Genomic DNA, 22,311 nt, shown 5'->3' on the forward strand with positions numbered 1-22,311 from the left:
GCAAAAAGGCTCTAGCATTTCTGCTAGAGCCTTAAATATGGCAGGGGTGGAGAGATTCGAACTCCCAACACGCGGATTTGGAATCCGCTGCTCTGCCAATTGGAGCTACACCCCTAAAACTTTATCTTACTTCAAATTCGAAAAAACCTCGCACTAGGCGAGGTGTTAGAATAAGTGGCGGAGTGGACGGGACTCGAACCCGCGACCCCCGGCGTGACAGGCCGGTATTCTAACCAACTGAACTACCACTCCGCAGTGGTCAACTCACTAAGTGAGCGTCCATATCTCCAAGTCGGTCAACCTAAAGATTTAATTTAAAGCCTGGCGATGTCCTACTCTCACATGGGGAAGCCCCACACTACCATCGGCGCTATTGTGTTTCACTACTGAGTTCGGCATGGGATCAGGTGGGTCCACAATGCTATGGTCGCCAAGCAAATTCTGTTTAATTGACGCCTCAGCGACAATTAATAATTCGGAAAGCTGCGTCTCTATTCAATAGAGCAATAAAAGTCTCTTCAAACGCATTCAAGGTCTGGTCTTTCTTTGAGTCCACAAAACCCCTTGGGTGTTGTATGGTTAAGCCTCACGGGCAATTAGTACAGGTTAGCTCAATGCCTCGCAGCACTTACACACCCTGCCTATCAACGTCGTAGTCTACGACAACCCTTTAGGACACTTATAGTGCCAGGGAAAACTCATCTCAAGGCTCGCTTCGCGCTTAGATGCTTTCAGCGCTTATCGATTCCGAACGTAGCTACCGGGCAATGCCATTGGCATGACAACCCGAACACCAGAGGTTCGTCCACTCCGGTCCTCTCGTACTAGGAGCAGCCCCTTTCAATTTTCCAACGCCCACGGCAGATAGGGACCGAACTGTCTCACGACGTTCTAAACCCAGCTCGCGTACCACTTTAAATGGCGAACAGCCATACCCTTGGGACCGACTTCAGCCCCAGGATGTGATGAGCCGACATCGAGGTGCCAAACACCGCCGTCGATATGAACTCTTGGGCGGTATCAGCCTGTTATCCCCGGAGTACCTTTTATCCGTTGAGCGATGGCCCTTCCATTCAGAACCACCGGATCACTATGACCTGCTTTCGCACCTGCTCGAATTGTCATTCTCGCAGTCAAGCGGGCTTATGCCATTGCACTAACCACACGATGTCCAACCGTGTTTAGCCCACCTTCGTGCTCCTCCGTTACTCTTTGGGAGGAGACCGCCCCAGTCAAACTACCCACCAGGCACTGTCCGTAACCCCGATTCAGGGGCCAACGTTAGAACATCAAAACTACAAGGGTGGTATTTCAAGGACGACTCCATCACATCTAGCGACGCAATTTCATAGTCTCCCACCTATCCTACACATGTAGGTTCAATGTTCAGTGCCAAGCTGTAGTAAAGGTTCACGGGGTCTTTCCGTCTAGCCGCGGGTACACTGCATCTTCACAGCGATTTCAATTTCACTGAGTCTCGGGTGGAGACAGCGTGGCCATCATTACGCCATTCGTGCAGGTCGGAACTTACCCGACAAGGAATTTCGCTACCTTAGGACCGTTATAGTTACGGCCGCCGTTTACCGGGGCTTCGATCAAGAGCTTCGACCGAAGTCTAACCCCATCAATTAACCTTCCGGCACCGGGCAGGCGTCACACCGTATACGTCATCTTACGATTTTGCACAGTGCTGTGTTTTTAATAAACAGTTGCAGCCACCTGGTATCTGCGACTCTCGTCTGCTCCATCCGCAAGGGACTTCACTGATAAGAGCGTACCTTCTCCCGAAGTTACGGTACCATTTTGCCTAGTTCCTTCACCCGAGTTCTCTCAAGCGCCTTGGTATTCTCTACCCGACCACCTGTGTCGGTTTGGGGTACGATTCCTTACAATCTGAAGCTTAGAGGCTTTTCCTGGAAGCATGGCATCAATGACTTCACACCCGTAGGTGCTCGACATCGTATCTCAGCGTTAGTAGCGGTCCGGATTTACCTAAACCACCCGCCTACATACTTGAACCTGGACAACCGTCGCCAGGCCCACCTAGCCTTCTCCGTCCCCCCATCGCAATTGTAAGAAGTACGGGAATATTAACCCGTTTCCCATCGACTACGCCTTTCGGCCTCGCCTTAGGAGTCGACTTACCCTGCCCCGATTAACGTTGGACAGGAACCCTTGGTCTTCCGGCGAGGGAGTTTTTCACTCCCTTTATCGTTACTCATGTCAGCATTCGCACTTCTGATACCTCCAGCAGCCCTTACAGACCACCTTCAACGGCTTACAGAACGCTCCCCTACCCCACGCACCCTAAGGTACGTAGCCGCAGCTTCGGTGTATAGCTTAGCCCCGTTACATCTTCCGCGCAGGCCGACTCGACCAGTGAGCTATTACGCTTTCTTTAAATGATGGCTGCTTCTAAGCCAACATCCTGGCTGTCTGAGCCTTCCCACATCGTTTCCCACTTAGCTATACTTTGGGACCTTAGCTGGCGGTCTGGGTTGTTTCCCTCTCCACGACGGACGTTAGCACCCGCCGTGTGTCTCCCGGATAGTACTTACTGGTATTCGGAGTTTGCAAAGGGTTGGTAAGTCGGGATGACCCCCTAGCCTTAACAGTGCTCTACCCCCAGTAGTATTCGTCCGAGGCGCTACCTAAATAGCTTTCGGGGAGAACCAGCTATCTCCAGGTTTGATTGGCCTTTCACCCCTAGCCACAAGTCATCCGCTAATTTTTCAACATTAGTCGGTTCGGTCCTCCAGTTGATGTTACTCAACCTTCAACCTGCCCATGGCTAGATCACCTGGTTTCGGGTCTAATCCTAGCAACTGTACGCCCAGTTAAGACTCGGTTTCCCTACGGCTCCCCTAAACGGTTAACCTTGCTACTAAAATTAAGTCGCTGACCCATTATACAAAAGGTACGCAGTCACACCACGAAGGTGCTCCTACTGCTTGTACGTACACGGTTTCAGGTTCTATTTCACTCCCCTCACAGGGGTTCTTTTCGCCTTTCCCTCACGGTACTGGTTCACTATCGGTCAGTCAGTAGTATTTAGCCTTGGAGGATGGTCCCCCCATATTCAGACAGGATATCACGTGTCCCGCCTTACTCGATTTCACTGATGATGATGTGTCGGTTACGGGGCTATCACCCTTTACTGCGCCACTTTCCAGAGGCTTCACCTGCATCATTAAAAGCTTAAGGGCTAATCCAATTTCGCTCGCCGCTACTTTCGGAATCTCGGTTGATTTCTCTTCCTCGGGGTACTTAGATGTTTCAGTTCCCCCGGTTTGCCTCCTGTTGCTATGTATTCACAACAAGATACGTGCTTATGCACGTGGGTTTCCCCATTCAGAAATCCCAGACTCAAACGGTTATTACTACCTAATCTGGGCTTATCGCAAGTTATTACGTCTTTCGTCGCCTCTGACTGCCAAGGCATCCACCGTGTACGCTTAGTCACTTAACCATACAACCCGAAGAAGTTTCGTGTTGATGTCAAATCACCAAGGTTTTTGGTTGTCGTCAAGAAGGGTTAATTCTTGATGACTGTTTGCCGGACTCAATTTACTTTTTGTTTCCACTTTTTAATAAAAAGTAGAATCAAAAAATGAACAATCATTTCTGATCATTCGAATACAAGACACTTGAATGTGTTTGTTGTGTTTATGCTGTTCTTATTAAATAAGAGCAGATAAACATTGAGAACTTTTAAATTTGATTAACTTAATCACAGCCTAGAGCTGTTTGATTTCACTTTTTAAAGTGAAAACCAATTAAGTAATCAGTCAGCTTTCCAAATTGTTAAAGAGCATGAGACTTCCAGAACCTTGTTCTAAAATTCACATTTTCTAAAGACTCTCAGGGACAAAAATACTAACCAACAACAAAAGAAGTGGTTTAAATATTTAAGTAACCAAGAATATTTAGAGAATGGTGGGCGATACCGGGCTCGAACCAGTGACCCCCTGCTTGTAAGGCAGGTGCTCTCCCAACTGAGCTAATCGCCCACTAAAAGTTTTAATTCCTTCGCGGAGAAAGAATGGTGGGTCGTGCAGGATTCGAACCTGCGACCAATTGATTAAAAGTCAACTGCTCTACCAACTGAGCTAACGACCCAATGGTATCCCGTAGGGGAGTCGAACCCCTGTTACCGCCGTGAAAGGGCGGTGTCCTAGGCCTCTAGACGAACGGGACACTGCTAATTTATCTCCACTTTAAAAAGTAGAAACAAACCTTGAAGAACTTGGGAGTTCTTCGTCTCTTTGCTTTTCTAAACCTAATCAATCTGTGTGGACACTCATCGTCAATATCTTCGTATAAGGAGGTGATCCAGCCCCAGGTTCCCCTAGGGCTACCTTGTTACGACTTCACCCCAGTCATGAACCACAAAGTGGTAAGCGTCCTCCCGAAGGTTAGACTACCTACTTCTTTTGCAGCCCACTCCCATGGTGTGACGGGCGGTGTGTACAAGGCCCGGGAACGTATTCACCGTGACATTCTGATTCACGATTACTAGCGATTCCGACTTCATGGAGTCGAGTTGCAGACTCCAATCCGGACTACGACGCACTTTTTGGGATTCGCTTACCATCGCTGGCTCGCTGCCCTCTGTATGCGCCATTGTAGCACGTGTGTAGCCCTACTCGTAAGGGCCATGATGACTTGACGTCGTCCCCACCTTCCTCCGGTTTATCACCGGCAGTCTCCCTGGAGTTCCCGACATTACTCGCTGGCAAACAAGGATAAGGGTTGCGCTCGTTGCGGGACTTAACCCAACATTTCACAACACGAGCTGACGACAGCCATGCAGCACCTGTCTCAGAGCTCCCGAAGGCACTCCTGCGTCTCCGCTGGATTCTCTGGATGTCAAGAGTAGGTAAGGTTCTTCGCGTTGCATCGAATTAAACCACATGCTCCACCGCTTGTGCGGGCCCCCGTCAATTCATTTGAGTTTTAATCTTGCGACCGTACTCCCCAGGCGGTCTACTTAACGCGTTAGCTCCGAAAGCCACGGCTCAAGGCCACAACCTCCAAGTAGACATCGTTTACGGCGTGGACTACCAGGGTATCTAATCCTGTTTGCTCCCCACGCTTTCGCATCTGAGTGTCAGTATCTGTCCAGGGGGCCGCCTTCGCCACTGGTATTCCTTCAGATCTCTACGCATTTCACCGCTACACCTGAAATTCTACCCCCCTCTACAGTACTCTAGTTCACCAGTTTCAAATGCAGTTCCGAGGTTGAGCCCCGGGCTTTCACATCTGACTTAATGAACCACCTGCATGCGCTTTACGCCCAGTAATTCCGATTAACGCTCGCACCCTCCGTATTACCGCGGCTGCTGGCACGGAGTTAGCCGGTGCTTCTTCTGTTGCTAACGTCAAGAGATAACGCTATTAACGTTACCCCCTTCCTCACAACTGAAAGTACTTTACAACCCGAAGGCCTTCTTCATACACGCGGCATGGCTGCATCAGGCTTGCGCCCATTGTGCAATATTCCCCACTGCTGCCTCCCGTAGGAGTCTGGACCGTGTCTCAGTTCCAGTGTGGCTGATCATCCTCTCAGACCAGCTAGGGATCGTCGCCTTGGTGAGCCATTACCTCACCAACTAGCTAATCCCACCTAGGCATATCTTGACGCGAGAGGCCCGAAGGTCCCCCTCTTTGGCCCGTAGGCATCATGCGGTATTAGCCATCGTTTCCAATGGTTATCCCCCACATCAAGGCAATTTCCTAGGCATTACTCACCCGTCCGCCGCTCGACGCCCATTAACGCACCCGAAGGATTGTTAGTGTCGTTTCCGCTCGACTTGCATGTGTTAGGCCTGCCGCCAGCGTTCAATCTGAGCCATGATCAAACTCTTCAATTTAAAGTTTTGATTACCTAAATTAATAGGTGTGACTCAACGAATACTGACTTTAAAACTATTATTCATGTAAACATGAACATGTAATTTTAAAGCTATTATCATTCCAACAGAATGATAATGAATTGACTGTGCCAAAATTAAGTAAACTTAATTTTGTATTGGTCACTCAGTTCATTGAAATCAATTTGTTACCGAAGTAACTGCTATTACGCTCTTTCGAAAAAGAACCAATAACGTTTTGATATTCATCAACGAGTGCCCACACAGATTGATAGGTTTAAATTGTTAAAGAGCTTTTCCTTTTTGAGCTTCGCTCAAACCGGACGGCCATTCTAGCGATTTAAGTTTTAGTGTCAACCACTATTTTCAAAACTTTTTTCAAGCGTTTAGCTTGGCTAATTTGACCTGCTGATTTGTTTTCGCTTTTGAAACCTAAGCTCCGAAGCCATCCCGTGTCAGCGAGGTGGCATTATAGAGATTTCGATCACACTGGCAAGTCCTTTTTGAAGTTTTTCTTACTTTTTTGATTGTTCGAGCGTTTTTTGTTCAAAGCACCCCGTTTTCACTAGTATTCCCCTTAATTAAGGGCTTAAGGTGCCTATATAAAGGAGGATTTATGAGTTCAATACGCAGTTATAAAGGAATATCCCCTCAGATTGGACAAGGTGTCTATATAGATACAAGTTCGGTACTGGTTGGTGATATCAAAATCGGTGATGACTCTAGTGTATGGCCCTTGGTTGCAGCTCGAGGAGATGTAAACCACATACATATAGGTGATAGAACCAATATCCAAGACGGCAGTGTTTTGCATGTTACCCATAAGAATGCCGAGAACCCTGAGGGTTACCCTCTACTAATAGGTAATGATGTCACTATCGGTCATAAAGTCATGCTGCATGGCTGCACTATTAAAGATCGTGTGCTCGTCGGTATGGGAGCTATTGTGCTGGATGGTGTGGTTATCGAACAAGAAGTCATGATTGGTGCGGGAAGTTTGGTTCCACCTAACAAGGTACTTGAGAGTGGTTATCTCTATGTAGGAAGCCCAGTAAAACAAGCACGTCCATTAAATGATAAAGAACGTGCTTTCTTGCAGAAGTCGGCTGACAACTATGTTCAGAATAAAAACGACTATCTAGACGCTGTGCTTCCTGTTTAAAGCGCTTTAATCTGAATTCGATTAGAGGAGTCATACTCCTCTTCTTCTATTAGTTCTTCCGCTAGCTCTTCAATATCAAAACGTAACTCTGAAAAGATAACTAAAGCTTGATCGCCTTCTTCTATCTCTTTGCCTGCCAATCGGGATAATTCTTCAATAGACATGACACATTCAAGCAATGCACCTGACTGCTGTGCTGGGAAAGTGATAGATTGACTCTCTTCATCCCAATCTTGGATATCCGGAAATAGGATCGATTGATTCATTTTTTATAAATACCTTGTTACATCTCTAGATTTCTACGCAATTCTCTTAAGATCTGCTTAGTTCCCGGACGAAGACCACGCCATAGCATAAAGCTCTCTGCAGCCTGACCCACCAGCATGCCTAAACCATCATAAGCAGCGTGAACACCATTATCTAACGCCCATTGATTAAATACTGTCGTTCCAGATCCGTAAACCATGTCATAAACGGCGCTATTAGAATTGAAAATAGCATCAGAAACTGCAGGAAGCTGGCCACTTAGGCCTGATGACGTAGAATTAATAATGACATCAAAGCCTTCATTCACATCACTTAGTCCCATTCCTTTGATATTACCATATGAAGAAAACATTTCAGCTAGCAACTCAGCCTTTGAACTGGTTCGGTTAGCGACCACCAATTGTCGCGGCTTTTGATCAAGAAGAGGTTGAATCACTCCTCTTGCAGCGCCACCAGCACCTAGCAGGAGAACTCGAGCACCCTCTAATACCACTTGATTTTGCAGTAGATCTTGAACCAAACCCTCACCATCGGTGTTATCACCGATGACCTCTCCGTCATCTAATTTCTTCAATGTATTAACGGCGCCAGCTAATTGAGCCCTTTCCGTCAATCGGTCAGCAAACTGATAAGCGTCTTCTTTAAATGGTGCAGTGATATTACACCCTCGACCACCTTCGCTGAAAAAGGCTTTGGCAGCAGTGATGAATTCACCATGTTCAGGCTGTAGTGCTGTATAAGTAAGTTGTTGGCTGGTTTGGCGAGCAAATAATGTGTGAATGAATGGCGATTTACTTTGCCCAATAGGGTTACCGAAAACGGCATAACGATCTACTTGCTGTGTCATATCCTTACCTAACAGAAATAAAAAGGGTCATCTATATCAATGACCCTATCACTATCACCATAAGGAAGGAAGAATTACCAAACTCGAGGTTTTAGGTAGTCGCTATAAAGCAGGGCTTCTGGTGAACCCGCTTGTGGTTCGTAGCGATATTCCCAACGAGCCAACGGCGGCATAGACATCAATATCGATTCTGTACGCCCACCACTTTGTAAGCCAAATAAGGTGCCACGGTCATAGACTAGGTTGAATTCAACGTAGCGACCACGACGGTACAGCTGGAAGTCACGCTCACGTTCACCATAAGGTGTCTCTTTGCGACGCTCAACAATAGGCAAGTATGCCGCAGCAAAACCTTCACCGACCGCCTGCATGTAAGCAAAGCTCTTATCGAAACCCCACTCATTTAAGTCATCAAAGAACAGACCACCAACACCGCGCGTTTCATCACGGTGAGGCAAGTAGAAGTATTTATCACACCACTCTTTGTGCTCTTGATACACGTTATCACCAAATGGTGCGCACAGATCTTTAGCGGTTTGATGCCAAGACTGGCAATCTTCATCTACTGGATAGAATGGCGTTAAATCAAAACCACCACCAAACCACCAGATAGGGTCTTCCCCTTCCTTTTCAGCAATAAAGAAGCGTACGTTGGCGTGTGATGTTGGGATATAAGGGTTTTTAGGGTGGATAACTAACGATACACCCATCGCTTCAAATTTACGTCCGGCTAATTCAGGGCGGTGAGCGGTTGCTGAAGCCGGCATTGCCTTACCTGCAACATGAGAAAAGTTAACACCACCTTGCTCAAAGACCGCACCGTTGGTCATCACACGAGTACGACCACCACCACCGAGGCGTTCGCCAGGTTCGCGCTCCCATGCGTCTTCTTCAAACAACGCGCTACCATCAGCTTGCTCAAGCTGTTGGCAAATCGAATCTTGTAGGCTCAATAAAAACTGCTTTACTGCTTCTTTATCAATTGCTGACATCTTTCTTCCTCTGCAGGGTTTAACCCTGTCTTAATATTTTCGACGTTTTTGCATCTCTAATTTCGCTTGGTTTCTCACGACCACCCGTTTGACCTTCTAAAATAGCCACCAAATGTTGACCCAGTTGCTGTTGAACTTCTTCAGTCGTCATACAAGGCGGTTCACCTGTCAGGTTAGCACTGGTCGAGGTTAACGGCTTACCGAATTCATTACACATTCTTTGAACTAAAGGGTGATCCGTCACTCGCACCGCGATGGATTCAAATTGGCCACTGACCCAGTCAGTTACTTTACTGCTGGTTGGCATTATCCAAGTCACCGGTCCCGGCCATGTTGCTTTTACGGTCGCTAACTGCGCTTCCGTCAACTGGCTTTCGTCAATATAGGGCAGCAACTGCTCGTAACTCGCAGCAATTAGGATCAACCCTTTCTCCATCGGCCGCTGTTTTAAATCGAGCAATTTCTTAATGGCTTGTGGATTATCGGGATCACAACCGACCCCAAAAACGCCTTCAGTCGGGTAAGCAATGACTTCACCTTGTTGTAATGCCTGCAAAGTATGTTGAAAGTTATCCACGGGTTGCCTCATTAATTCTGTTGTCTAACTCGCTAAGTGTACAAATTATCATTCACTGTGACTAAAGCTATTTATTTATAAAATGTATCAATTAACAACTCAGACCGACGCAAACGTTTTCCTTGGGTGATTTTACCCGTATAATGCGCGCAAAATATCTAATCACTAATTAAATCGTACCTGAAGGAGTTTGAGATGACTGTCGGTATTATCATGGGTTCTAAATCTGATTGGCCAACAATGAAGCTAGCTGCAGAAATGTTGGATCAGTTTGGCGTGGCGTACGAAACAAAAGTGGTTTCTGCTCACCGCACACCTCAGCTGCTAGCAGACTACGCAACCAGTGCAAAAGAGCGCGGTATTAAAGTGATTATTGCTGGTGCTGGCGGCGCAGCTCACCTTCCGGGCATGGCGGCTGCTTTCACAAGCGTACCTGTTCTTGGTGTTCCTGTTCAGTCTAAAGCGTTGAAAGGCATGGATTCTCTACTTTCTATCGTACAGATGCCAAAAGGCATCGCGGTAGGTACTCTTGCTATCGGTGAAGCGGGTGCAGCGAACGCTGGTATCTTAGCAGCGCAAATCATTGGTACACACAATGAAGACGTGATGGCGAAAGTAGAAGCATTCCGCTCTGAGCAAACAGAAACGGTTCTGGCTAATCCAAACCCTGCAGAGGACTAATTCCCATGCATGTTCTTGTGTTAGGCGCGGGCCAACTTGCTCGCATGATGTCCCTAGCGGGGGCACCGCTGAATATTGAAATTTCTGCTTTTGATGTTGGCAGCAAAAATATTGTTCACCCATTAACGCAAGCGATTCTAGGCAACGGCTTAGACACCGCGATTGAGCGTGCGGACGTCATTACTGCAGAATTCGAACATATCCCTCACGATGTACTTGAGGTGTGTGAGCGTAGCGGTAAGTTTTTACCGACAACAAAAGCAATCAAAGCTGGCGGTGACCGTCGCCTTGAAAAAGCGCTGTTAGACGACGCAAGCGTGAAGAATGCCAAATACTACGAGATCAACTCTCGCGAAGACTTTGACGCTGCGATCGCTCACGTTGGCCTACCAATGGTATTGAAGAGCACACTTGGTGGCTACGATGGCAAAGGCCAGTGGCGCTTAAAGACATTAGATAATGTTGAAGCGACTTGGACAGAAATGGCTGAGTGCATTGCAGCGACCGACAACCAAGCGATTGTGGCTGAAGAGTTCGTTCCGTTTGACCGTGAAGTATCACTGGTTGGTGCTCGTGGCGCCAATGGCGAGATCCAAGTGTATCCACTGGCTGAAAATGTTCACACCGATGGCGTGTTAAGCTTATCAACCGCAATTGACGACATTGAACTGCAAGAGCAAGCGAAAACCATGTTCACCGCAATTGCAGAACGCTTAAATTACGTTGGTGTACTAGCACTTGAGTTCTTTGATGTTCAAGGTTCACTGCTGGTTAACGAGATTGCACCACGTGTGCATAACTCGGGGCACTGGACGCAACAAGGCGCGGAGACTTGTCAGTTTGAGAACCACCTGCGTGCCGTGTGTGGTATGCCACTAGGCAGCACCAAACTAATTCGTCCAACCGCAATGATCAACATTCTTGGCGAAGATACTCTACCTGAAGCAATTCTTGCTCAAGGTGGTTGTCATGTTCATTGGTATGGCAAAGAGAAGCGTGCTGGTCGTAAGATGGGCCACATTAACGTGAGTGCTGACTACAACGCAGAGCTGCAAAGAACATTATGTTCATTGGCAAACATTCTCGATAAGCAAGCCTACCCTGCTGTTCATGAATTCGCAGAGCAACTGAAGTAAGTCCTACATTGTGGATTTGATATAGAAACGGCGCTCAATGAGCGCCGTTTTTTTATTTCTGATGATTCACTTACTGTGATTAGTATTACTAATGAGATTGAATGTGATGACACTTGCGATCAGCACATTGCTTTTTAGTGCCACTGGCCGTTTTCTTCTCCAGCAACAGCGGAAACTGGCACTTTTCACAACGACCGATAATAGGTGGCTGATTAACGGCGAACTTACACTTAGGGTAGTTATCGCACGCATAGAAGGTTTTGCCATAGCGAGATTTACGCTCAACCAGGTGGCCTCGACCACACTCAGGACAAGCAACAAGTGGCTGCTCTTCAGATCGCTCTTTCGGTTGGTCCAAAGATTCGATGTGATTACACTCTGGATAGCTGCTACAACCAATAAACATCCCAAAGCGGCCTTGTCTTAGTACCAATTCGTTTTGGCATTTAGGACACGGCACCCCAAGTTCTTTCACCACATGACCATCGTTTTGATGCAAAGGCTTGATGTAATCACAGCTCGGATACTGCTTACAGCCTAAAAATGGGCCATGCTTACCATGGCGAAGCTGAAGCTCTCCACCACACTGTGGGCATGGTTCATACTCTAATGCATGTTCATGTGCTGAAAAAAGCTGATTATCAATCTTACTACTCATGACAAGCCTGCATTAATGCAAGATACCTTGATCTTTGGTGTACAACAGCTCTTCCATTTGCGTGTAAGCACTTTCATTACCCGGCACATTGAATAGCACCATTAAGATAATCCACTTCAGATCATCCAATTCAAATTCGTTGGTCTCAAGCCCCATTACACGATCAATCACCATTTCACGAATCTCTGTCGTGAGTACGTTGATCTGTTCAAGAAACAATAAGAAACCTCGACACTCCATATTAATACGCGAAATCTCTCGACTGGTATAAACACGCATCGAGGTATTGGAGCACGTAGTAATCGCCGCTTGATTATCAGTATCTTGCAATGCCGCAAGATCTTCTAACCAATGGAGGGCCTTATAAATATCATCTTGGCGAAACCCTGCCCGAAGAAGTTCATCTTCAAGTTCATCTTGATCCACCTGCAATTCTGAATCGCTATGGATGTAGGTTTCAAACAAGTACATCAGTATGTCCATCATCATAGCTAGCCTCTCCCCTTTCGAATATAGCCACCGGAAACTGCAACAACATGCCCTGAGAGCTCAAGATCTAAAAGCTGCATCATGACCTCATGCACAGGTATATGGGTTCTCTGTGCCAAAATATCAACGGGTGTCGCTTCTAACCCTACGTTAGCTAACAGCTGTGGAAATGGCAATTGTTCATTTTCACCCTCATTCGGCGTAGGTTCGAACAAACTGGGCTGCTGATCAATGGACCAGTCTAACAGACTCTTTATTTCAATCAGAACATCTTGAGCACTCTGTACCAAACATGCTCCAGCTTTGATGAGACTGTTACCTCCGCGGCTGGTTGGGCTATGAATTGAGCCAGGAAGCGCAAACACCTCTCGGCCTTGCTCCATGGCATAACGAGCCGTAATCAAAGAACCGCTTTTCTCAGCCGCCTCAACAACTAACGTCCCTAAAGACATCCCACTAATAATACGGTTACGCCGAGGGAAATGTTCAGGTCGTGGTTTTGCGTTTGGGCGAAACTCTGAGATCAGTGCGCCACTCTCACAAATTCTATCTGCTAGGTTTCGGTGTCGTGCTGGATAAATGGAGTCCAGGCCAGAACCCAACACTGCAAAGGTTTCCCCACCTTTGTCCAAAGCACCATCATGAGCATAGCCGTCAATACCGAGCGCTAGGCCACTGGTGACAATCAAACCGTTTTGGACGAACTCTTTGGCAAAGGACTTCGCGGTTTGCAACCCTTCGAGGCTGGCATTACGACTGCCGACCATCGCAATTTGAGGCTCAATCAGTTTTTCAACATGACCTTTAACGAAAAGCACGCTTGGCGCAGAGGCGATCTCATTCAGCAGTTTGGGATAATTCGAGCAGTTAGGAGTAATGATGCGATGGTTAGTTTGTTTTGCTTGCCATACTAAGCAAGCCTCCACTTCTCTTGGGGCTTGCTCTCTTAAATAGGAGATTTGCTTAGCTGACAAGCCAATCGCTTGCAGCTGCTGACTTGAGTAGTCAACAATATTAGAAGGAGAGTCAATACTCAGCAGACGAGAAAGGCGCTTGCCACCCAATTGAGGAATAAAACTCAGAGTTAGCCAAGCGCTCAGTTGTTGCTCATTCACTCGGCAATATTAACCTCTTGAGAATAACCCTCTTCAGCCACAGCAAGATCCAAAGGGGATACCGCTAGAATCTCATTGCTAACTGGTTTCGTGCTCTGAGTGATCAAGGCTAGACTAAAATACTCATAAGGGCGAATGACCATCAAACTACCGAGCGAGGTACTTGGCAACTGCACTTTGTTACTTGCAACAGACTCCTTATAGCTGTATTCACCTTGCTTACCAAACACCATCGCTCCGCTTTCGCTGAGGGTAAACATAGTTCCCTGACGAAGGTTATCCTTTGAGCCTTTATTAATAACGACGACCTGATTCTTAGCGCTGTATTGATTCCCCTCTAACGAGCCTAAAATATTGGCAAACTGACCCGCAGAACTAGGCGCAGGATAAAACGTAGTTGAAAGCTTCATTTGATCAACACCAAGCTCAGGCAGAACAAGATCATTAAGCAACACCTCTTGTAGCTGCGTCTCTATCTGCAAGCTACTATATTCAGCATCCACCTCTTTCAAACGCGCCGTAGCAACCAAACGCAAAGAGGTCATACTCGTTTGAGGTTGTTGCCGTTGGTACGTTTCGACAGAACGGTAGATAGCCCATTTTTGATGTTGCTGGTTCCCCGAGATGAACAACCTATCTTCACCAGACAGGAATCGCTTGCCATCACTGGTCCCTAGAACTCGTTGAGCCGATTCGATATCTTGCCGATCGACCAAGCGATCAGACTGTAAATACGGCAGTACCAGTCCCTCATTGACGGTAGGTACCGCTTTCTTTTCTGAAACTCGAATCTTAGGGCTAAGCTTAATGACAGGTTTTAGGCTTAAAACAGGCTCGCCATTAATCCAAACCAAAGACAATTTATCTCCGGGATAAATGAGGTGTGGGTTTTCTATCTCTGGGTTTACCTGCCATAGCCTTGGCCACAACCATGGGCTATCGAGATACATCGCAGAGATATCCCATAAGGTATCGCCTTTAACTACGACATACGCTTCGGGTGCACCTTGTTTGATGGTTAAAGGTTGCTCACTATTTTCAGCCGTAGCGGCGAACGAAAACGAAGCACAAATAAGAGAAAAAGTGGGTAAAAAATGACGCATGACCTAGGTTCCTCGGTCTGAATATATGACATCTGACTAGAGAATTACCTTCAGGATGCTGTCATTTGGCCTCTAAAATGTCTAGAATTGAGCCAACAAGGTTTAAGCTGTTTCGGCACAGTTCAATATTTCGAGTGTATATGTCTGTATTACAAGTATTAACATTACCAGATGATCGTCTACGTACCGTGGCGAAACCGGTAAAAGAAGTAACCCCAGAGATTCAAAAGTTCGTTGATGACATGATTGAAACCATGTACGACGAAGAAGGCATCGGCCTTGCGGCAACGCAAGTAGATTTCCACCAGCGCATCGTTGTTATCGATATTTCAGAAACACGTGACGAGCCTATGGTTCTGATCAACCCTGAAATTACCGACAAACGTGGCGAAGATGGCATCGAAGAAGGCTGTCTATCAGTACCCGGCGCACGAGCTCTAGTACCTCGCGCAGCAGAAGTAACGGTTAAAGCATTAGACCGTGAAGGCAATGAATTCACATTCGACGCTGACGACCTTCTGGCTATTTGTGTTCAACACGAGCTTGACCACCTAGAAGGCAAGTTGTTTGTTGATTACCTATCACCACTAAAACGTAAACGAATTCAAGATAAGCTAGCGAAAATTAAGCGTTTCAACGAGAAACAAGGTTAATAACCGCTGCTATTACTAAATTAAGAAGGAAGTCTACCTTGAGTCAATCTTTAAGAATTGTCTTCGCAGGTACTCCGGATTTCGCCGCCCGTCATTTGGCGGCGTTGTTGTCTTCGGAGCATGAAGTTATTGCTGTTTACACACAGCCCGATCGTCCAGCAGGCCGCGGTAAAAAACTGACGGCGAGCCCAGTAAAAAACATCGCACTTGAAAACAATATTCCGGTCTACCAACCAGAAAATTTCAAGTCAGATGAAGCGAAGCAAGAGCTAGCAGATTTGAATGCTGACATCATGGTTGTTGTCGCTTACGGCTTGCTTCTTCCACAAGCTGTATTAGATACGCCTCGCTTGGGTTGTATCAATGTGCATGGTTCAATCCTGCCACGCTGGCGTGGTGCTGCTCCGATTCAACGCTCTATCTGGGCGGGTGATAAAGAGACTGGCGTAACGATCATGCAGATGGATATCGGCCTAGACACGGGGGATATGCTAAGCATCGCAACGCTGCCAATCGAAGCGACAGATACTAGCGCGTCAATGTACGAAAAGTTAGCTGGCCTTGGCCCTGATGCGCTTGTTGAGTGTTTGTCTGACATCGCGTCTGGTAAAGCCGTTGCTGAGAAGCAAAACGATAAGCTTGCTAACTACGCGAAGAAACTAAGTAAAGAAGAAGCTAAAATTGATTGGAATGACAGTGCAGAACACATCGAACGTTGTGTGCGCGCTTTCAACCCGTGGCCAATGAGTCACTTTGCGATTGTTGATAGCAGCTCTAATGATGAAAAAAGCATTAAAGTTTGGCAGACACGTGTTGATCAAGAATCAACATCTGCGCAACCTGGCTCAATCATCAAAGCAGATAAGACTGGTATCTACGTTGCGACTGGCGACAAAGTATTGGTATTGGAACAACTACAAGTTCCAGGCAAAAAAGCCATGTCAGTTCAAGACATCTTGAACTCACGTGCAAGCTGGTTTGAAGTTGGTACTCAACTTTCTTAACCGCTTTAAAGCTACTCAATATGCACATTAAAAATGTGTAGCTTGTAAAAACACAGCTTAGAAAACCTTTACGAGGGCAGAGATGCCCTTATGTATTCAAATAAATATTCGGTATCCCTCATGAATGTTCGCGCTGCTGCTGCAAATGTCCTATTCCAAGTTGTCGATAAAGGCCACTCTCTTTCACACGCTCTCCCTGCGGCTCAAAAAACGATCCGTCCGCGAGACCATGCTCTACTGCAAGAGATTTGCTACGGCGCACTTCGTTACCTGCCTCGCTTAGAGTCAATCGCTAACGAACTGATGGAAAACTCGCTCAAAGGTAAAAAGCGCGTCTTCCATCACCTGATCTTAGTCGGCATTTATCAGTTAGGCTTTATGCGCATTCCTTCGCATGCCGCCGTTGCTGAAACCGTGGAAGCAACCAAAACACTACGCGGCCCAAGCCTAAGTGGTTTGATCAATGCAGTACTACGTAGCTACCTACGCGATCAAGAAGAGCTAGACGAGAAAGCCATTAGCCACAATGCGGGCAAATACAGTCATCCAAGCTGGATCCTAAAAATGCTTCAAGAAAGCTACCCAGAACAGTGGGAGCAATTAATTGAAGCAAACAACAGCAAGGCGCCAATGTGGCTGCGCGTAAACCGCCAACACCACACTCGTGACGAGTATGCAGAACTGCTTAAAAACGAAAACATTGAATACACATTGCACCCTGAAGCAGCCGATGCCATAAAATTAGCTGCACCTTGTGATGTTACTTTGCTTCCTGGCTTCGACAGAGGCTGGGTATCAGTACAAGACGCTGCAGCTCAGCTTTCCGTTGATTTCCTAACACCAAAAGATGGTGAGCTAATCCTTGATTGCTGTGCAGCACCTGGTGGTAAAACGGCACACATTCTTGAACATACTCAAGACACTGAAGTGGTTGCGATTGACAGTGATATTAAACGCCTAGATCGCGTTTACGATAACCTTGAACGCCTACAACTGCGTGCCGACGTCATCTGTGGTGATGCTCGCTACCCTGAAGAATGGTGGACGGGCAGTCAGTTTGACCGCATCCTACTTGATGCTCCATGTTCAGCGACGGGGGTAATTCGCCGTCACCCTGACATCAAGTGGCTACGTCGTGCCTCTGATATTGATGCGCTAGCGGAACTGCAAAGTGAGATTTTGGATGCAATGTGGCGCCAGCTCAAAGAAGGCGGCACCATGGTTTATGCGACATGTTCTATCACGCCGCAAGAAAACGTGCTGCAAGTGAAAGCATTCTTAGAGCGTACCGAGAACGCAACGCTGGTTGGCTCTGACATCGAAAACCCGGGTCGTCAAATACTGCCTGGAGAAGAAGATATGGATGGCTTCTACTACGCAGTTCTAGTAAAACAGGCATAACACTAACAGCGGCTAAGAATTGGATTCTTAGCCGCTGTTTCTTTCTAGTGCATTATCGAAGCAAAATGAGATCACTAGAATTACAAAGGCAAAAATAAGAGAAAGGCTATGAAGATCATTATCCTAGGTGCTGGACAAGTTGGCGGTACCCTTGCTGAAAACCTAGTTGGCGAAAACAACGACATCACCATTGTCGATCGTAACGCTAACCGACTACGTGAACTTCAGGATAAATACGACCTTCGGGTTGTAAACGGTTATGCCAGCCACCCAAGAACATTACGTGAAGCGGGTGCGCAAGATGCCGACATGTTGGTTGCGGTGACCAACATGGATGAAACCAACATGGCAGCATGTCAGGTTGCCTTCTCTCTTTTCAACACGCCAAATCGTATTGCCCGTATCCGCTCTCCACAATATTTAGAAGAAAAAGAAGCACTCTTCAAATCAGGAGCCATTCCGGTCGATCACTTAATTGCCCCTGAAGAACTGGTCACCAGCTACATTGAGCGTTTAATTCAATACCCAGGTGCACTGCAAGTGGTGAGCTTTGCAGAGCAGAAGGTGAGCCTAGTGGCGGTAAAAGCTTACTACGGTGGCCCACTGGTCGGTAATGCACTTTCTGCTTTACGTGAGCACATGCCGCACATCGATACTCGTGTTGCCGCTATTTTCCGTCAAGGTCGCCCTATTCGCCCACAAGGCACCACCATCATCGAAGCCGATGATGAAGTTTTCTTCGTCGCGGCAAGTAATCATATTCGCTCAGTAATGAGTGAACTACAGCGCCTAGAAAAGCCTTACCGCCGCATCATGATTGTCGGTGGTGGTAACATTGGCGCAAGTTTGGCAAAACGCCTTGAGCAAAGCTACAGCATCAAACTGATAGAACGCAGTCCCACACGAGCGGAGAAGCTATCTGAAGAATTAGAAAACACCATTGTATTCTGTGGTGATGCAGCAGACCAAGAACTACTGACAGAAGAAAACATCGATCAAGTGGATGTGTTCATAGCCCTAACCAATGAAGACGAAACCAACATCATGTCCGCGATGTTGGCCAAGCGCATGGGCGCCAAGAAAGTAATGGTACTGATTCAGCGTGGTGCTTACGTCGACCTTGTTCAGGGTGGTGTGATTGATATTGCTATCTCTCCACAACAAGCGACCATTTCTGCACTGCTTACTCACGTTCGTCGTGCTGATATTGTAAACGTATCCTCTCTACGTCGCGGCGCTGCTGAAGCTATCGAAGCCATTGCTCACGGTGACGAAACCACATCTAAAGTGGTTGGCCGAGCGATTGGCGATATCAAACTACCACCAGGTACCACCATTGGTGCGATTGTTCGCGGAGAAGAGGTACTTATCGCGCACGATAGAACCGTCATCGAACAAGATGACCACGTAGTAATGTTCCTAGTCGACAAGAAGTACGTGCCTGATGTTGAGTCTCTTTTCCAACCAAGTCCTTTCTTCTTGTAACCTTGTTGTGGACTCATTCTCATGAGAACCGCGCTCTGGCATAAAGCGGTGATCTATTAAAGTTATGGTCTATTAAACTATGGTCTATTAAGCTATGGTCAACTTTCGTCCAATATTATTAGTGATAGGGTTAGTATTATCAAAGCTCGCCCTTTTCATGTACATCCCCACATTGGTTGCCTTTTTTACTGGCACCGGTGGTTTTCTCGAGTTTGGTCAATCAGTAGTGATCACGCACATCGTAGCGTTCATCTGCTTGAGTTTAGGCCGTTCCGCTAAGTTCCGACTTGGGGTGCGGGACATGTTTTTGATCACCTCACTGGTCTGGACCATTGCCAGCGCCTTCGCTGCACTGCCTTTTGTATTCATTAACCACATCAGCTTCACCGACGCCTACTTTGAGACCATGTCGGGTATCACCACGACAGGCTCAACCGTATTAAGCGGCTTAGACAGCATGGCACCAAGCATTCTATTGTGGCGTTCAATACTGCAATGGTTAGGTGGCATCGGCTTCATCGTTATGGCGGTAGCGGTTCTACCAATGCTCAATGTCGGTGGTATGCGTCTGTTCCAAACCGAATCATCTGATTGGTCAGATAAAAGTAGCCCACGAGCAAAAACGGTCGCCAAGAATATCGTGGTGGTTTATCTGGTGTTAACAGGCTTGTGCTTAGTGAGCTACTTGTTTGCTGGCATGAGCGTCTTTGATGCCATCAATCACGCTTTCACAACGCTCTCGACGGGGGGGTACTCAACCTCAGACGGCTCAATGAATCACTTCTCGAACAGCGCACATTGGGTCGGAACTGCGTTCATGTTCCTTGGCGGCCTGCCGTTCTTACTGTTTGTCAGTGCACTTCGCGGCCGAAAGCTCTCACTACTCTACAAAGACGCGCAAGTCAGAGGTTTCACTTACCTATTCTTAGTCACCAGTGCGGTGATCTCCACATGGTTGGTGATGAGAGATGGATATAGCGTGGTGGATGCTCTGCGTGTCTCAATGTTCAACATCGTGTCAGTCGTCACCACAACTGGATTTGGCTTAGAAGACTTCACCGCATGGGGCGCACTACCAACCACTTTATTTGCCTTCCTGATGATGGCGGGTGCTTGTTCAGGCTCAACCTCAGGTGGTATTAAAATCTTCCGCTTCCAGATCGCGATGACTATGCTTCACAAACAAATGATGAAGCTGATTCATCCGTCAGGGGTATTTGTTCAACGCTACAACCAACGCCCAGTCAGTGACGACATCGTTCGTTCTTTAGTGGCATTTGGTTTAATGTTTTTTATTACAATTATCTTAATCGCTGGTGGTTTGAGTGCGATGGGATTAGACCCAATCACCAGTATCTCAGGCGCTATTACTGCGGTTGCTAACGTTGGCCCGGGCATGGGTAGCGTAATTGGCCCGACAGGTAATTTTGCTCCACTGCCAGACGCCGCTAAGTGGCTATTAAGTTTTGGTATGTTAATGGGTAGACTTGAGATACTCACGCTGATCGTTCTATTCTTCCCTGCCTTCTGGCGACGCTAATTGCATGAATATTTAAGGAAACAGAGATGAAATCATACGTACTTCTCGCTGGCACATTGCTCGCAAATTCAGTATTCGTAAGTGCTGCCTTTGCTGATCAAATGGTCACACTGCCTGATGGCAAACAAGTGTTACTCAAAGATGATTTTACTTGGCAATATGTGGCACCGAAGCAAACGGAATCAGCAGCGACAACATCAGAGATCGCCATGCCCGTTGCAGCAGCACCTATCGTAGCCGTCCCGGTAGCGACGAATACGCGTGGCACAACGATTGTGGTTAATAGTAAAAAGCCAAGCTTACAGCTATCTCAATCAGGAGTGGATGTTGTACTGGGTGCAAGTCGCTATGAAGATGGTGAGCTTATCATTCCAACAGCCATCACCAACCAAGGCACTCAAGCTATCATTTTGGTATCACTTAACATCAGCGTATTTACTGTAAAAGGTGAGTTATTGGCAGAAGAAGAAGTTGCAGTGTGGAAATCAATCAAACGAATGGCCGACACATATTTGCGACCAAAGACAGGTGAAGAAGGCAAGCTAATCAAGCTCGACTTAGAGCAACACCCCGAATATCAGATCAAAGCTGAAATTACTGAAGTACTGGCTCGCTAAACCGGAGTCACGTACAAATAGATAGCGAAGAAATGGCAAGCGCAACCCGCCAATACAAACAAGTGCCAAATGGCATGGTTGTAAGGGATGCGTTTGGCCACATAGAAAATCACGCCCAGCGAATAAATCACACCACCGAGCGCTAATAGCACCAAACCACCCATCTCGATATTCATCGCCAGTTGATAGACCACAACCAATGACAACCAACCCATCGCCAAGTAAGTCATCAATGAAAAACGCTTAAATCGGTAGACGAAGGCAATCTTCATAATGATGCCCACCAGCGCGATACCCCAAATAACAGCCATCAACCCCATTGCTAAAGGTGTTCTCAAGCTCACCAATAAAAATGGCGTGTAACTACCCGCGATCAGCAAGTAGATCGCACAGTGATCGAGAGTTTTCAGCAGGCGCTTAGTCTTTTCTGTGGTGATCGAGTGATAAAGCGTGGAAGCGAGAAAGAGAAGGAGAATACTGCTGCCATATACCGCCATGCTCGCAATAGTCAGCATATCGGCTTGATGATCAAGTGCACGAATCAGTAACAGGATTAAACCAACCACACCGAGCACAACCCCCAAGCCATGGGTTATTGCATTGGCACGTTCTTCGATGTCACAGTATTCGCTCACCGATGATGCAGACATGACTATCCTACTAGAGTAAATGATCGATTTGCCTAGTATTGCACATTAAGCTTACACGTGT

General features: G+C 46.9%; 18 protein-coding genes, 5 tRNA genes and 3 rRNA genes. 9 read left to right on the top strand and 17 right to left on the bottom strand.

The window, feature by feature from the left end; genetic code table 11:
* Positions 1-38: 38 nt before the first annotated feature.
* From OCU50_RS14155 to OCU50_RS14190, 8 genes are all read right to left on the bottom strand, one after another.
* Positions 39-115, bottom strand: a tRNA-Trp gene (locus tag OCU50_RS14155).
* A gap of 60 nt (positions 116-175) precedes the next feature.
* A tRNA-Asp gene (locus OCU50_RS14160) sits at positions 176-252 on the bottom strand.
* A gap of 67 nt (positions 253-319) precedes the next feature.
* Positions 320-435, bottom strand: a 5S ribosomal RNA gene (gene rrf / locus OCU50_RS14165).
* A gap of 140 nt (positions 436-575) precedes the next feature.
* Positions 576-3,469 (bottom strand): 23S ribosomal RNA (locus tag OCU50_RS14170).
* 465 nt (positions 3,470-3,934) lie between these two features.
* Positions 3,935-4,010 (bottom strand) — tRNA-Val (locus OCU50_RS14175).
* A gap of 33 nt (positions 4,011-4,043) precedes the next feature.
* A tRNA-Lys gene (locus OCU50_RS14180) sits at positions 4,044-4,119 on the bottom strand.
* A gap of 2 nt (positions 4,120-4,121) precedes the next feature.
* Positions 4,122-4,197: transfer RNA gene (locus tag OCU50_RS14185), tRNA-Glu, on the bottom strand.
* A gap of 123 nt (positions 4,198-4,320) precedes the next feature.
* Positions 4,321-5,873: ribosomal RNA gene (locus OCU50_RS14190) — 16S ribosomal RNA — on the bottom strand.
* Together the 16S, 23S and 5S rRNA genes with 5 tRNA genes alongside form the textbook arrangement of a ribosomal RNA operon.
* A gap of 616 nt (positions 5,874-6,489) precedes the next feature.
* On the opposite strand from OCU50_RS14190, the gene OCU50_RS14195 reads away from it, so the two are divergent.
* Positions 6,490-7,035 carry a gamma carbonic anhydrase family protein gene (locus tag OCU50_RS14195; RefSeq protein ID WP_060468886.1) on the top strand — a complete coding sequence of 182 codons (546 nt, stop codon included), beginning with the start codon at positions 6,490-6,492 and terminating at the stop codon, positions 7,033-7,035.
* Here OCU50_RS14195 and OCU50_RS14200 read toward each other — a convergent pair.
* The 4 genes from OCU50_RS14200 to tsaC form a co-directional block, all read right to left on the bottom strand.
* Positions 7,032-7,301, bottom strand: coding sequence for a DUF1488 family protein (locus OCU50_RS14200; RefSeq protein ID WP_060468887.1), 270 nt, complete (start codon positions 7,299-7,301; stop codon positions 7,032-7,034). The genes OCU50_RS14195 and OCU50_RS14200 overlap by 4 nt on opposite strands.
* Positions 7,302-7,318: 17 nt before the next feature.
* A complete protein-coding gene (aroE, locus tag OCU50_RS14205; RefSeq protein WP_060468888.1) occupies positions 7,319-8,149 on the bottom strand; it encodes a shikimate dehydrogenase in 831 nt (276 codons plus the stop codon).
* Between the two features lie 74 nt (positions 8,150-8,223).
* Positions 8,224-9,141 (bottom strand): oxygen-dependent coproporphyrinogen oxidase, encoded by a 918-nt coding sequence (gene hemF / locus OCU50_RS14210; RefSeq protein ID WP_060468889.1) that lies wholly within the window; start codon positions 9,139-9,141, stop codon positions 8,224-8,226.
* Between the two features lie 19 nt (positions 9,142-9,160).
* Positions 9,161-9,718 (bottom strand): L-threonylcarbamoyladenylate synthase type 1 TsaC, encoded by a 558-nt coding sequence (tsaC, locus tag OCU50_RS14215; protein ID WP_004735778.1) that lies wholly within the window; start codon positions 9,716-9,718, stop codon positions 9,161-9,163.
* A gap of 195 nt (positions 9,719-9,913) precedes the next feature.
* Between tsaC and purE the strand changes: the two genes are divergently transcribed.
* Positions 9,914-10,399 (top strand): 5-(carboxyamino)imidazole ribonucleotide mutase, encoded by a 486-nt coding sequence (gene purE, locus OCU50_RS14220; RefSeq protein WP_017073863.1) that lies wholly within the window; start codon positions 9,914-9,916, stop codon positions 10,397-10,399.
* A gap of 5 nt (positions 10,400-10,404) precedes the next feature.
* Positions 10,405-11,535, top strand: coding sequence for a 5-(carboxyamino)imidazole ribonucleotide synthase (locus OCU50_RS14225; RefSeq protein WP_060468890.1), 1,131 nt, complete (start codon positions 10,405-10,407; stop codon positions 11,533-11,535).
* Between the two features lie 88 nt (positions 11,536-11,623).
* Here OCU50_RS14225 and OCU50_RS14230 read toward each other — a convergent pair whose 3' ends face one another.
* The 4 genes from OCU50_RS14230 to OCU50_RS14245 are packed head-to-tail and all read right to left on the bottom strand — an operon-like array spanning position 11,624 to position 14,900.
* On the bottom strand, positions 11,624-12,193 hold the full coding sequence (locus OCU50_RS14230; RefSeq protein ID WP_060468891.1) for a DNA topoisomerase family protein: 570 nt from the start codon (positions 12,191-12,193) through the stop codon (positions 11,624-11,626).
* A gap of 12 nt (positions 12,194-12,205) precedes the next feature.
* Complete coding sequence (locus tag OCU50_RS14235) at positions 12,206-12,682, bottom strand: DUF494 family protein (protein ID WP_060468892.1); 477 nt, start codon at positions 12,680-12,682, stop codon at positions 12,206-12,208.
* Between the two features lie 2 nt (positions 12,683-12,684).
* On the bottom strand, positions 12,685-13,797 hold the full coding sequence (gene dprA / locus OCU50_RS14240; RefSeq protein WP_060468893.1) for a DNA-processing protein DprA: 1,113 nt from the start codon (positions 13,795-13,797) through the stop codon (positions 12,685-12,687).
* Positions 13,794-14,900, bottom strand: coding sequence for a LysM peptidoglycan-binding domain-containing protein (locus OCU50_RS14245; RefSeq protein ID WP_060468894.1), 1,107 nt, complete (start codon positions 14,898-14,900; stop codon positions 13,794-13,796). Before OCU50_RS14245 ends, dprA begins: the two co-directional genes overlap by 4 nt.
* A 140-nt stretch (positions 14,901-15,040) precedes the next feature.
* Between OCU50_RS14245 and def the strand changes: the two genes are divergently transcribed.
* The 6 genes from def to OCU50_RS14275 all read left to right on the top strand — a co-directional run bounded on the left by def (position 15,041) and on the right by OCU50_RS14275 (position 21,600).
* A complete protein-coding gene (gene def, locus OCU50_RS14250) occupies positions 15,041-15,553 on the top strand; it encodes a peptide deformylase (RefSeq protein ID WP_004735769.1) in 513 nt (170 codons plus the stop codon).
* Between the two features lie 38 nt (positions 15,554-15,591).
* Complete coding sequence (gene fmt, locus OCU50_RS14255) at positions 15,592-16,557, top strand: methionyl-tRNA formyltransferase (RefSeq protein ID WP_060468895.1); 966 nt, start codon at positions 15,592-15,594, stop codon at positions 16,555-16,557.
* A gap of 120 nt (positions 16,558-16,677) precedes the next feature.
* Positions 16,678-17,958 (top strand): 16S rRNA (cytosine(967)-C(5))-methyltransferase RsmB, encoded by a 1,281-nt coding sequence (gene rsmB / locus OCU50_RS14260; RefSeq protein ID WP_060468896.1) that lies wholly within the window; start codon positions 16,678-16,680, stop codon positions 17,956-17,958.
* Positions 17,959-18,066: 108 nt separating this feature from the next.
* Positions 18,067-19,443 carry a Trk system potassium transporter TrkA gene (trkA, locus tag OCU50_RS14265; protein ID WP_017055428.1) on the top strand — a complete coding sequence of 459 codons (1,377 nt, stop codon included), beginning with the start codon at positions 18,067-18,069 and terminating at the stop codon, positions 19,441-19,443.
* A 94-nt stretch (positions 19,444-19,537) separates the two neighbouring features.
* Complete coding sequence (locus OCU50_RS14270; protein WP_060468897.1) at positions 19,538-20,983, top strand: TrkH family potassium uptake protein; 1,446 nt, start codon at positions 19,538-19,540, stop codon at positions 20,981-20,983.
* Between the two features lie 26 nt (positions 20,984-21,009).
* Positions 21,010-21,600, top strand: a complete 591-nt coding sequence (locus OCU50_RS14275; RefSeq protein ID WP_060468898.1) for a DUF3157 family protein — start codon at positions 21,010-21,012, stop codon at positions 21,598-21,600.
* On the opposite strand, the gene trhA is transcribed toward OCU50_RS14275, so the two are convergent.
* The gene (gene trhA / locus OCU50_RS14280) at positions 21,597-22,250 is read right to left on the bottom strand and encodes a PAQR family membrane homeostasis protein TrhA (protein WP_060468899.1); all 654 of its coding nucleotides are present in this window, start codon (positions 22,248-22,250) and stop codon (positions 21,597-21,599) included. The two genes, OCU50_RS14275 and trhA, sit on opposite strands and share 4 nt — an antisense overlap.
* Positions 22,251-22,311: the final 61 nt, after the last annotated feature.

The sequence above is a fragment of the Vibrio toranzoniae genome (genome assembly GCF_024347655.1).
In the GTDB taxonomy this organism is placed as follows: domain Bacteria; phylum Pseudomonadota; class Gammaproteobacteria; order Enterobacterales; family Vibrionaceae; genus Vibrio; species Vibrio toranzoniae.

Coding starts and splice junctions, on each gene's coding strand:
- OCU50_RS14195 (WP_060468886.1), top strand. CDS start 6,490: ATGAGTTCAATACGCAGTTATAAAGGAATATCCCCTCAGATTGGACAA.
- OCU50_RS14200 (WP_060468887.1), bottom strand. CDS start 7,301: ATGAATCAATCGATCCTATTTCCGGATATCCAAGATTGGGATGAAGAG.
- aroE (WP_060468888.1), bottom strand. CDS start 8,149: ATGACACAGCAAGTAGATCGTTATGCCGTTTTCGGTAACCCTATTGGG.
- hemF (WP_060468889.1), bottom strand. CDS start 9,141: ATGTCAGCAATTGATAAAGAAGCAGTAAAGCAGTTTTTATTGAGCCTA.
- purE (WP_017073863.1), top strand. CDS start 9,914: ATGACTGTCGGTATTATCATGGGTTCTAAATCTGATTGGCCAACAATG.
- OCU50_RS14225 (WP_060468890.1), top strand. CDS start 10,405: ATGCATGTTCTTGTGTTAGGCGCGGGCCAACTTGCTCGCATGATGTCC.
- OCU50_RS14230 (WP_060468891.1), bottom strand. CDS start 12,193: ATGAGTAGTAAGATTGATAATCAGCTTTTTTCAGCACATGAACATGCA.
- OCU50_RS14235 (WP_060468892.1), bottom strand. CDS start 12,682: ATGATGATGGACATACTGATGTACTTGTTTGAAACCTACATCCATAGC.
- OCU50_RS14245 (WP_060468894.1), bottom strand. CDS start 14,900: ATGCGTCATTTTTTACCCACTTTTTCTCTTATTTGTGCTTCGTTTTCG.
- def (WP_004735769.1), top strand. CDS start 15,041: ATGTCTGTATTACAAGTATTAACATTACCAGATGATCGTCTACGTACC.
- rsmB (WP_060468896.1), top strand. CDS start 16,678: ATGAATGTTCGCGCTGCTGCTGCAAATGTCCTATTCCAAGTTGTCGAT.
- trkA (WP_017055428.1), top strand. CDS start 18,067: ATGAAGATCATTATCCTAGGTGCTGGACAAGTTGGCGGTACCCTTGCT.
- OCU50_RS14270 (WP_060468897.1), top strand. CDS start 19,538: ATGGTCAACTTTCGTCCAATATTATTAGTGATAGGGTTAGTATTATCA.
- OCU50_RS14275 (WP_060468898.1), top strand. CDS start 21,010: ATGAAATCATACGTACTTCTCGCTGGCACATTGCTCGCAAATTCAGTA.
- trhA (WP_060468899.1), bottom strand. CDS start 22,250: ATGTCTGCATCATCGGTGAGCGAATACTGTGACATCGAAGAACGTGCC.